We start from the raw sequence: 10,355 nt of genomic DNA, 5'->3' as shown, positions 1-10,355 counted from the left end.
GTGACCCACATCTAAACCGATCCCTTTCAGCTCTTCTGTCATGCGTGGGCGGCCATAGCTGCCCAAGCTCAGGCGCGATTGTTCTTTAATGTGCGCCAACGTCACCATATCGGACCGCTGCCTGCGGCTGGCAGGACGGTGGCGAAATGCTCGCAAGCCGCGTAGCCTTTTTAAGCACTTCCCTTTCCTCCTTGCGAATGCGGTTCTCACGCCGAAGCCGGTCATTCTCTTGGGTGAGGCATAAATCCTCTTTCGACACCACATCCGTGTCTCGCTGCGCCGTAATCCATTTGTTCAGCGTCGACATGCCAACACCCAGATCATCAGCAACCTGCTTGCGTGTCAGCCCACTCGTCAGCGCGATCCGCACTGCATCTTGGCGGAATTCGCCCGTCCGTTTCAGTCCCATAGTCAGTCTCCTTTGCTGAAACAAATGCTATCAAAGGAGCGGCATCAAACCGCGACAGGTCCAGGTTGCGTCGTTTAAGAAAGCTCTCTTTGGTGCCAAGTCCGAGAAGATCGACACTGCCCAATACGAGCTGGAACTCGAAGACATCGAGACCGCCATCGCGCAGGTGGAAGCCGAGGTCGACGCCGATGAACGCACAGCGCCCATGCGGTCTCCAAAACCTCACCAAACCAATCGCGGATCATTGCCCAAACATCTGGAGCGGGTGGAAGTGGTCATTGAACCCGAGCCCTCCTGCGCCTGCGGAACTGAGCGTCATGTCATTGGCGAAGATGTCAGCGAACGGCTGGATATCATCCCCGCCCAGTTCCGCGTGATTGTCACCTGTCGCCCCAAATACGCTTGTCGATCCTGCGAGGCGGGATTGCCCAAGCTCCTGCAGCGCACACATCATTGCGGGCGGCGTGCCAACCGAAGCAACGCTCGCCCATGTGCTCGTCTCATAATATGCGGATCATCTGCCGCTATATAGGCAGGTGAAAATCTACAGCCGCCAAGGGATTGTTCTGGACCGTTCAACCCTGATCGAGACCTGCAAAATCAACGGCATCTAGCCACACGCTTATCCGTGCGGCGTGCTCACAGCCATCGACGCGGGGCACAAACAGAAACGATATCGAGCAGCTACCCTGGAACTACGCAAAAACCGTATGCACTGCGAACCGCTTAAGCCCAAGGGTGCGGAACCGGCAATTGTTGCGGGACGGTCGACGCAATTTAGCAACGCTGCCCCATCAAATTGGCAGTCCCCTGGTCCTAGCCAGTGTTTTCTGTGAGTCGTAGGTGCGCGCAGACATTGGCCACTCGCTCCTACGCATTGGTTTAGTTGGCTTCTTTGATGGGTTCGCCAATCTCTTCGGGAACGATTTCAACTACTTCGGCGGTTCCCTCTTCGACCGTTTCAACCTCGGCCTCTTTGGACTTACCCTCCAAAGAACCAACAATCAGCGGCAACATATGCGTAGCCGTCGCACTTGTGATCTCAGGCGTGTCAGGCGTTTTCCAACTGAGCGTGTCAAAGCTTGAACAGTTTTCGCAGACCGGCACCCATTCGGCGTGGATGTGGTTACAATTTTCACAAACCCATTGGGGCCCACGCGGAGCGCTCAACGCACGTGCGAGCCACCCTTTGACGAGGCTGTCATCCGCACCTTCGCCACGTTCGATCGCAGCCATCAAGGTCAGAGCCCGCGCATCAGGCGCCCGTTCCGCCAAATCACCAAGAGCGCGACGCGCAGAAGGGAAATCCTCAGCCACGATCTGCAGCTCAGCCATAACAAGGCGCGTTTCATCATGTTTGGGGTTCAAACGCGCAAGCTGGTCAAACCGTTTGATACGAGCGGCCGGGGTTTCATTTGGCTCGATTTCCGCAAAAACATGGGCCAGATCCGGGTGCGGCTGTGCTTCCCAGGTTTTCTTAATGATACGCGCGGCCTGACGTTTCTTGTCCTTGGCGATATAGGCACGTGCGGCCAAAACCGCGGCCGGCACCAGATCCGGGGACAGACGGTTCGCTTCAATCGCCTGATCACGCTGCGCTGGCGTGGTCTCTTCATCCAGCAGCGTTTTTGAGGACGACAGAGCCAGAACAGCATCGCGACGTTTGAACACTTCGCGTGGCAAGGTGCCCGTCTTCAGCTTGGTCGACAAGGTCTTGCGAGCGCCAGCCCAATCTTGCGCCTGAGCTTGCAACTGCAGCAGCGTGTCTTGCACTTCTTCATGTTTCGGACGCAACGCCAGCGCTTTTTCCGCCAGAGCCAAAGCCGTCTCGGAATCACCTTCCGACAGTTTTTGCTTCATGATGCCGCGCACACCGACAAACCGCGTGGCCTGACCTGACAGAAGTCGCTTGTAGGCTTCGGCGGCTTTTTTGGTGTCGCCCGCCATCTCAGCCGCTTGTGCGGTGATCAGATCGGTAAGTTCAGGCTTTTCCAGGTAGCGTTCAGCACGTGCCGCTTTGGCCATGGCCTGGCGACCTTCGCCGGCGGCCAAGGCCATCAGACCATCTGCAAGCGCTTGATACCCTTTGCGTTCGCGCCCTTTGTCGAAGAAACGCGACAGCGCAGTTTCATCCCCATTGAGGAAGCGAATGGTGGCAACCAGAAGCGACGCGAGCTTCAAGACCAGCCACAAAACGACCAGCAGAACGCTCAGCGCCAGAACCGATTGCAACGCGCCAAGGGTATATTCAGTACCAGCAACGGTAATTTGCACCCCGCCGGAGGTTTCCAGCAGAAGACCAGCGCCATAAGCCAGCGCCGCCGCAATCGCTACAAAGATAAGATATTTGAAAAGAGACCATAGCATGCGGAAATGTCCTTAATTGGCGTTCAAGCTTTGGGAGAGTGTTTCGGCGGCAGTGAGCGTCTCTTGACGCGCAACAACGGCACCGATCCAATCCGCCATGGCAGAAGCGGCAGCTTCCGGGAGGGATGACGTTTCTTGCAAAGCAACCTCCAGATCGCCTGCGCGAACAGCCGCTTCGACACGGGACAAAATAGCGTCCGCGTCATCACCGTCACGTGGTGCAACCGAACGTGCACCCAAATGGCGGTTCACATAGTCCAGCAACCCGCCGCCAGCTTTATTTTCGTCCCGAACGGTTGCCAGCGCGTCGCGAGCAGAAGGCGCGAAACCCTCAGTCAGCGCGCTCAGCGTAAGGACACCATCCGCCGCGCGATCGGCCAGATCGGCGGGAACATCAACGCCCAGCGCCGACAATTCTTCGATCATCCCGCCAAAGGGTTGGCCGGAATCCAAGGCTGCTCGCAAGCGTGCAAGAACGGTTTGGGCACTGGCGATTTTGGCAGCGGCTGCACTGGCTTCTTCCAGCGCGTGTGCCTCAGCAAACATCGCCTCAACGTCACTGCGTTGCTGGGTAAAGCTTTCTTGCAGCTTCGCCATTTCGGCTTCGAAGGCCGCTGTCGCCTCAGGCGAGGCGGCGCTGGTGATCGGGCGGGCTTGCAGTTCCGTCAGTTTCGCTTCGAGCTCGGCCAATTTTGCCTCGATCGGAGCCAGATCGACGACTGTATTGCTCGTATCATTCGCAACCGCTTCCAGCGCATCAATCCGAATGCTCAACGGGTCCAAGTCAGGGATGACAATACCGTCGACCTGTGAACCGATCTCGCCCAGGCTGGACTGCATTTCAGATTGCGCGGCCTCAACCGCTTCAATCCGATCGTTTCCACCGCCGAGGATCGAGCCCAAGGCATCGGTCTGCGCCAGGCCAAATCCAATCCCGGCAGCCAAAATACCGCCCAGGACCGTCGGAACAAAACCGCCACGTTTTTCAATCACGCGTTCGATCTGAACCGGCGCTTCTTCCAGCGTGTCAAATGACACGCCTTCTGCGGGTGCTTCTGCCGCATCCAGCTCGGTCTCGGTCTCGGTCTCGGTCTCGGTCTCGGTCTCGGTAGACAGGCTCTCCGGGGCGTCGTCTTTGTCAACCGCAGGAGTTTCTACCGCATCAACAATATTGGACTCATCAGTCGTGTTGATTTCGGCTTCTCCCACCCCTGGCGTCGGCTCCGCCACTTCCTCCGGGTTTTTTTTGTTTACCACGCCGATTTCCCTTCGAATCTCAAAATCTTTTGGTTGAACGTCTGCGCGACACTACTGCGCACATCCGCCTGTCTCAAGCTATGCTAAGCGATCTGCGGCATTGCGAACCAGTTCCGCCATAGAAGCTGCATCAGGTGCCTGAGATATTTGCAACTCCATATAGTCCAAAGACTTCAACGGTTCCGCAACAGCTTCGCTCATCGCAATAAAAAAGATGTTTTCCGCTGTTTCGCATTCATAAGCAAATTGCTGCGCAGTGCGCGGGGAAAAAAGCGGCACTATGTGTCGTTTATTGTTTGAAAGACTGGTCCTAGCGTCCGCAGTCAGCGGCTGGAGGATCTGATCGTAAACAACATAGTGATCACAGCGGATCCCATTGTTCATCAATTGACCGGCGATGTCGCCGCGTGTGTGCTGACCGTGCAAGTGAACCAAGGGGCCGGTCACGCCATCGTCGCACAACAAAGTTTGAACCAATTGCCCCGCCGTTTGCCCCGCGCATGTGGCGCGCCAGCCGTGTTGGGTCGCGATCTCAGTTGTTCGGGCGCCGACGCAAAATGCATCCAACCGCGTGGGGTGTTCTAAGGCCTGGATCACGCCATTGGCCGACGAAAAGACCACGCCCCTGTATTTGGACCAGTCTGCGTCAAACGCCACCGGCACAATTTGAAGCAGTGGAGAGACAACAAGCTGCAGATCCGCGCGCAGATCTTCGGGCAGATCGTTCCAAAACTGCTCGGACGCAGCGATAGATCGGGTCATCAACAGGCAAACCATGCGCGTCCCCCGGGATTGTTCCAACGCGCCTAAGGTGGTAGCCCCCAATACAAATGGACGCAATGGTAGGGCGATGACTGAAACACTGACCGTTCTGGGAATCGAAAGCAGCTGTGACGACACGGCCGCCGCTGTTTTACGTGAAACAAAGGACAGGCGGGTCGAGATTTTGTCCTCGGTTGTGTTTGGACAGACCGAGCTGCACAGCGCATTTGGCGGCGTGGTTCCCGAGATCGCAGCGCGCGCGCATGCGGAAAAGCTTGATCATTGTGTGCAAGATGCGATGGCAACAGCATCAGTCACGTTTGCGGATCTGGACGTTGTTGCGGTGACGGCAGGACCCGGACTGATTGGCGGCGTCATCTCTGGCGTGATGTGTGCCAAAGGGATCGCGGCAGCAACAGGTCTGCCGTTGGTTGGTGTCAATCATCTGGCCGGGCACGCGTTGACACCACGTTTGACGGATCAGGTGCCTTATCCCTATTTGATGCTGCTTGTCTCAGGCGGTCATTGCCAGTTCCTGATTGCACGGGGCCCAGATGAGTTCACCCGGCTCGGCGGAACGATTGATGACGCCCCAGGGGAAGCATTCGACAAGACCGCGCGCTTGTTGGGTCTGCCACAACCCGGCGGTCCCTCCGTTCAGGCCGAGGCAGAAAACGGCGATCCAAAACGGTTCCGCTTTCCCCGCCCATTGATGGATCGCGCCGATTGCAACATGTCGTATTCCGGCCTCAAAACCGCATTGATGCGCGTGCGCGACCAGATCGTGTCAGAAAAAGGCGGTCTGTCCCGACAGGACCGCGCAGACCTTTGCGCCGGATTTCAGGCCGCCGTTGTGGACGTCGTCGTGGCCAAAGCAAAACGCGCGTTGGAGCAATACATGGCCGAAGCCCCCACCCAACCCACAATTGCGGTGGCTGGCGGCGTTGCGGCCAATACCGCCATTCGTGCAGGGCTTCAGACACTTTGTGCGGAGTTTCAGACAGCTTTTGTCGCGCCGCCCTTGCGCCTGTGCACGGATAACGCTGCGATGATTGCCTATGCCGGGCTTGAACGGTTCAAAACAGGCGCACGCGACGACATGTCATTGTCCGCACGACCGCGTTGGCCGCTGGACAAGACCAGCCCCGTCTTGATCGGGAGCGGGAAAAAGGGAGCCAAAGCGTGAGCATCTCTGTCTTGGGTGCCGGTGCATTTGGCACCGCGCTTGCGATCAGCCTGAGCCAAAAAAGCGACGTCACCCTGTGGTCCCGGGATGCCGAACACGTGCGTCACATGAACGCCACGCGTTTTAATGCGCGACGCCTGCAAGATGTGCCGCTCTCTGAGGCCATCACAATCACCGGCGACCTGGACTTGGCCTGCCAAAACCCCGTCTTGTTGCTGGCTGTGCCGATGCAACGCCTACGCGGTTTCCTTGAACAATCGCCGTCGCATTTTGCCAATAAGACCCTGGTTGCGTGCTGCAAAGGGGTCGAGCTTTCGTCCGGTCTGGGTCCCATTGGCGTTTTATCCCAGGCTGCGCCAACTGCGGTCCCTGCGCTTTTGACTGGTCCCAGTTTTGCGGCAGATATTGCACGGGGCTTGCCCACGGCTTTGACGCTCGCCTGCGCGGATTCGCACAACAGCAACACGCTGCAATCGGCGTTGACGACACCAAACCTGCGCCTTTACCGGACGACCGATACCATCGGGGCCGAATTGGGCGGTGCGTTGAAAAATGTCTTTGCCATTGCCTGTGGCGCGGTCATTGGGGCGGGCCTTGGCGAAAGCGCCCGCGCCGCGCTGATGACCCGTGGATTTGCAGAGATGCAGCGGATGGCCATAACGCTTGGCGCGCGGCCAGAAACGCTATCAGGCCTGTCGGGATTTGGTGATCTGACCCTCACGTGCAGTTCGTCGCTTTCGCGCAATTTTGGCCTGGGACTGTCGTTGGGACGTGGAGAATCATTTGATCCCTCCGTCACCGTCGAAGGTGCTGCGACCGCACATGCCGCGTTGGAAAAGGCAAAATCTTTGGGGATTGATATGCCGATTGCCCAAACTGTGGTGGCATTGCTCGATCAACGCTTGACGATAGCTGATGCGGCGGCGCAATTACTTACAAGACCGCTAAAAGAGGAATAAAATGCTAGTTGCTTTGATCGCCCGCGACAAACCCGGAAACCTTCAGGTCCGTCTGGACAACCGTGACGCGCATTTAGCGTATATCAAAGAGACCGGTGTTGTTGCCCAGGCCGGGCCATTGCTGGATCAAGACGGTGAAATGGTCGGCTCCCTCATTATTCTGGATGTTGAAGATATGGTCGCCGCGCAAGGTTGGGCTGACAATGATCCCTACGCCAAGGCAGACCTTTTCGAAGCCGTCGATCTGATCACATGGAAAAAGGTCATCGGTTAATGCGCTACTGGCTGTTCAAGTCTGAACCTTCGACCTGGAGCTGGGATGACCAGATTGCCAAAGGGGACGCGGGTGAAGAATGGGACGGCGTGCGCAACTATCAGGCCCGCAATTTCATGCGCGACATGAAACTGGGCGACCGTGGTTTTTTCTATCACTCACAAAAAGAGAAATCCGTGGTTGGAATCGTCGAGGTCTGCGCCGAGATCCACCCCGACAGCACGGCAGATGACCCACGTTGGGAATGCGTCGACATCAAAGCTCTGCGCAACTTCACCATGCCGGTGACTTTGGATCAGATCAAACACCATGAACTTTTGGCGGATATGATTCTTGTGAAGAATTCCCGCCTGTCTGTTCAACCTGTTTCACCAGAAGAATGGGCTGCCGTCTGTGCGCTCGGAGACACCGATCCCGCATAACGGCCCCGTAAAGAGGAGACACGTCTTTGGAATTGCTAAGCGTATTTATTGCCGCAGCTGTTGGTTTTGTCCTGGGAGCGGTTTGGTATGGGGCGCTGTCCAAACCTTGGATCCAGGCGTCCGGCGTAGAAATTGATGCCGATGGAAAACCCAAAGGCGGCATGTCACCGGTGATCTTTGCAATCAGTTTTGTGATTCAGTTGATCGTCGCAGGTATGATGCGGCACGTTTTCTCGCTTTCGGGGATCGAAAACGCCGGCGCGGGCCTGATTGCCGGAATTGGTGTGGGGTTGTTCTTCATCTCGCCCTGGATTGCGCTGAACAACATGTACGCAATGCGACCCAAAGCTTTGACTATCATCGACGGCGGTTATGCAACGGTTGCATGCGGCGCGATGGGTCTGGTGCTCGCGCTTTTGTAGCGTCGGGATTGGAGCAGCCAATCCTAAAAGCTTCGACCAAATAAAAAAGGGAAGGTTCCGGGACGAACAGAACCTTCCCTTCCACCCCGCGTGTCCCGTATCCACCACACGCGTATGAAATATTTGGCCTGCCATCCTGGCTGTACTTAAACCTACTCTCATGTGCCTTGATTCCGCAAAGCAATAGCATGGAGAATAAGTTTCAAATTCAGATGACAATCTGATGTCAAATCAACCGCCCAGCGCCGGTGCCCAGCCCGGGCGGTCGAGGTGCAGTAAGGCTTAGCTGTAGACAGCCTCTTTGCCGAAATGTTTGGTCAGCATGTAATAGACAACGGCGCGATATTTGTTGCGCTCAGATTTGCCATACGTCTCAACTACGGAATTGATCGCATCCATCAGCTCTGGACCATCGGCCAGGCCAAGCTTTTTGACCAGGAAGTTGGTTTTGACGGTTTCCAGCTCACTGTCCTGGCTGGATGCCACGGTAGAGGCGTCTGCATTGTAGATCGCCGGGCCGCATCCGATCGTTACCTTTGTCAGCAGATCCATGTCTGGTTCCATGCCGCATTTGTTTTTCAGATCGTCCGCATACTGCGCAATCAGATCGTCTCTCTTACCCATGTCTTTCTCCCAACCTTTTAATCGGTGCCTAACAATTGGCGATGGGCAAACATTAGGCGCAAATTTTTCAACAACAAAGGAAAAGATTTCACAGTATTTCCCCCAAGATTTGCACCGCAAAACGCATGGAGAGACATTGGAATGCAAAGGCGCCGCCCCTCGGTTTCGAAGGACGGCGCTTTGTTTGGAGCGATTTGTCTTTAGTAGCGGTAGTGCTCAGGCTTGAACGGACCTTCCGGCTTCACGCCGATATAGGCCGCCTGTTCCGGAGTCAGTTTCGTCAGCTTGGCGCCAACGCGACCCAGGTGCAGAGCTGCAACTTTTTCATCCAGATGTTTCGGCAGGATGTAGACTTCGTTCTTGTAGTTATCACCGCGCTGGAACAACTCGATCTGTGCCAGAACCTGGTTGGTGAAAGACGCAGACATCACAAAAGAGGGGTGACCGGTCGCATTGCCAAGGTTCAGCAGGCGACCTTCGGACAACAGGATCAAACGGCTGCCAGACGGCATCTCGATCATGTCGACCTGTTCTTTGATGTTGGTCCATTTGTGGTTCTTCAACGCAGCGACCTGGATCTCATTGTCGAAGTGGCCGATGTTGCCAACGATCGCCATGTCCTTCATCTCACGCATGTGTTCGATGCGCAGGATGTCTTTGTTACCGGTGGTGGTGATAAAGATGTCGGCGTCCAGCGCCTCTTCCAGCAGAACCACTTCAAAGCCGTCCATCGCGGCTTGCAGCGCGCAGATCGGGTCCGCTTCGGTCACTTTGACACGTGCACCCGCACCTGCAAGCGACGCCGCAGAGCCTTTGCCAACATCGCCGTAACCACAGACAACGGCAACCTTGCCGGCCATCATAGTGTCGGTGGCGCGACGGATGCCGTCGACCAGCGATTCTTTACAGCCGTACTTGTTGTCGAACTTCGACTTGGTGACTGAGTCATTCACGTTGATCGCAGGGAACGGCAGCTGGCCGTTTTTCTGCAATTCATACAGACGGTGAACACCTGTTGTGGTTTCCTCGGACACGCCCATGATCGCATCGCGGGTTTTGGTGAACCAGCCGGGGCTTTGCTCCATCCGCTTTTTGATCTGCGCTTTGATCACAGTCTCTTCTTCGGACTCGGGCACCGGAATGATGTCCTCACCCGCTTCGGCACGTGCGCCAAGCAGAACATAAAGCGTCGCGTCGCCGCCGTCGTCGAGGATCAGGTTTGGGCCGTCTTCGAACATGAAGGATTTGTCGAGGTAGTCCCAATGCTCTTCCAGCGATTGTCCTTTAATCGCAAATACTGGGATATCGGCCGCAGCAATGGCAGCCGCCGCGTGGTCCTGGGTTGAGAAGATGTTGCACGATGCCCAGCGCACATCAGCGCCAAGATCGACCAATGTTTCGATCAAAACAGCTGTCTGGATCGTCATGTGAAGCGAGCCGACGATACGCGCGCCTTTCAGCGGTTTGCTCTCGCCATATTCTTCACGCAGAGACATCAGACCTGGCATTTCGGTTTCCGCGATATTGAGTTCTTTGCGGCCAAATTCTGCCAGCGCGATGTCCTTGACGATGTAGTCCCCGGCCATAGTCAGCTCCATTCTGGTTTGGGTTTGCTAAGCAGGGCCTAGCACCCGAATGGTTTACAAGCAACGAACATGGCCTGAGTAAGCGCG

10 protein-coding genes and 2 pseudogenes are annotated in these 10,355 nt (G+C 56.2%); 6 read left to right on the top strand and 6 right to left on the bottom strand.

Annotated elements, in window-relative coordinates:
- A pseudogene (locus KMP13_RS06950) lies at positions 1–409 on the bottom strand (transposase); the annotation flags it as partial.
- A gap of 64 nt (positions 410–473) precedes the next feature.
- On the opposite strand from KMP13_RS06950, the pseudogene KMP13_RS06945 reads away from it, so the two are divergent.
- Positions 474–999, top strand: a pseudogene (locus KMP13_RS06945) (transposase); the annotation flags it as partial.
- A gap of 292 nt (positions 1,000–1,291) precedes the next feature.
- Here the strand turns inward: KMP13_RS06945 and KMP13_RS06940 are convergent.
- From KMP13_RS06940 to KMP13_RS06930, 3 genes are all read right to left on the bottom strand, one after another.
- Positions 1,292–2,776 (bottom strand): heme biosynthesis protein HemY, encoded by a 1,485-nt coding sequence (locus KMP13_RS06940; protein WP_215265050.1) that lies wholly within the window; start codon positions 2,774–2,776, stop codon positions 1,292–1,294.
- 12 nt (positions 2,777–2,788) lie between these two features.
- Positions 2,789–4,033, bottom strand: a complete 1,245-nt coding sequence (locus KMP13_RS20905; RefSeq protein ID WP_215265048.1) for a COG4223 family protein — start codon at positions 4,031–4,033, stop codon at positions 2,789–2,791.
- Between the two features lie 78 nt (positions 4,034–4,111).
- Complete coding sequence (locus KMP13_RS06930) at positions 4,112–4,795, bottom strand: uroporphyrinogen-III synthase (RefSeq protein ID WP_251363709.1); 684 nt, start codon at positions 4,793–4,795, stop codon at positions 4,112–4,114.
- An 88-nt stretch (positions 4,796–4,883) separates the two neighbouring features.
- Between KMP13_RS06930 and tsaD the strand changes: the two genes are divergently transcribed.
- The 5 genes from tsaD to KMP13_RS06905 are packed head-to-tail and all read left to right on the top strand — an operon-like array spanning position 4,884 to position 8,058.
- On the top strand, positions 4,884–5,981 hold the full coding sequence (tsaD, locus tag KMP13_RS06925) for a tRNA (adenosine(37)-N6)-threonylcarbamoyltransferase complex transferase subunit TsaD (RefSeq protein ID WP_215265044.1): 1,098 nt from the start codon (positions 4,884–4,886) through the stop codon (positions 5,979–5,981).
- On the top strand, positions 5,978–6,940 hold the full coding sequence (locus tag KMP13_RS06920; protein WP_215265042.1) for an NAD(P)H-dependent glycerol-3-phosphate dehydrogenase: 963 nt from the start codon (positions 5,978–5,980) through the stop codon (positions 6,938–6,940). The genes tsaD and KMP13_RS06920 overlap by 4 nt, the downstream gene beginning before the upstream one ends.
- Position 6,941: 1 nt before the next feature.
- Positions 6,942–7,214, top strand: coding sequence for a YciI family protein (locus tag KMP13_RS06915; RefSeq protein WP_215265040.1), 273 nt, complete (start codon positions 6,942–6,944; stop codon positions 7,212–7,214).
- Complete coding sequence (locus KMP13_RS06910) at positions 7,214–7,636, top strand: EVE domain-containing protein (RefSeq protein WP_215265038.1); 423 nt, start codon at positions 7,214–7,216, stop codon at positions 7,634–7,636. Before KMP13_RS06915 ends, KMP13_RS06910 begins: the two co-directional genes overlap by 1 nt.
- A gap of 26 nt (positions 7,637–7,662) precedes the next feature.
- A complete protein-coding gene (locus KMP13_RS06905) occupies positions 7,663–8,058 on the top strand; it encodes a DUF1761 domain-containing protein (protein WP_215265037.1) in 396 nt (131 codons plus the stop codon).
- A 282-nt stretch (positions 8,059–8,340) separates the two neighbouring features.
- Here KMP13_RS06905 and KMP13_RS06900 read toward each other — a convergent pair whose 3' ends face one another.
- Positions 8,341–8,682 (bottom strand): DUF2853 family protein, encoded by a 342-nt coding sequence (locus KMP13_RS06900; RefSeq protein WP_215265035.1) that lies wholly within the window; start codon positions 8,680–8,682, stop codon positions 8,341–8,343.
- Between the two features lie 200 nt (positions 8,683–8,882).
- Positions 8,883–10,268, bottom strand: a complete 1,386-nt coding sequence (ahcY, locus tag KMP13_RS06895; RefSeq protein ID WP_215265033.1) for an adenosylhomocysteinase — start codon at positions 10,266–10,268, stop codon at positions 8,883–8,885.
- Positions 10,269–10,355 lie beyond the last annotated feature (87 nt).

It is taken from the genome of Epibacterium ulvae (assembly GCF_018678075.1).
GTDB classification, from domain to species: Bacteria; Pseudomonadota; Alphaproteobacteria; order Rhodobacterales; family Rhodobacteraceae; genus Epibacterium; species Epibacterium ulvae_A.
Note: the sequence above shows the minus strand (reverse complement) of the source record. Positions and strands in the feature narration are given on the sequence as shown.

What these genes read in the sequence shown, in the direction of transcription:
- KMP13_RS06940 (WP_215265050.1), bottom strand. Translation starts at nt 2,776, where the DNA reads ATGCTATGGTCTCTTTTCAAATATCTTATCTTTGTAGCGATTGCGGCG.
- KMP13_RS06930 (WP_251363709.1), bottom strand. Translation starts at nt 4,795, where the DNA reads ATGACCCGATCTATCGCTGCGTCCGAGCAGTTTTGGAACGATCTGCCC.
- tsaD (WP_215265044.1), top strand. Translation starts at nt 4,884, where the DNA reads ATGACTGAAACACTGACCGTTCTGGGAATCGAAAGCAGCTGTGACGAC.
- KMP13_RS06915 (WP_215265040.1), top strand. Translation starts at nt 6,942, where the DNA reads ATGCTAGTTGCTTTGATCGCCCGCGACAAACCCGGAAACCTTCAGGTC.
- KMP13_RS06910 (WP_215265038.1), top strand. Translation starts at nt 7,214, where the DNA reads ATGCGCTACTGGCTGTTCAAGTCTGAACCTTCGACCTGGAGCTGGGAT.
- KMP13_RS06900 (WP_215265035.1), bottom strand. Translation starts at nt 8,682, where the DNA reads ATGGGTAAGAGAGACGATCTGATTGCGCAGTATGCGGACGATCTGAAA.
- ahcY (WP_215265033.1), bottom strand. Translation starts at nt 10,268, where the DNA reads ATGGCCGGGGACTACATCGTCAAGGACATCGCGCTGGCAGAATTTGGC.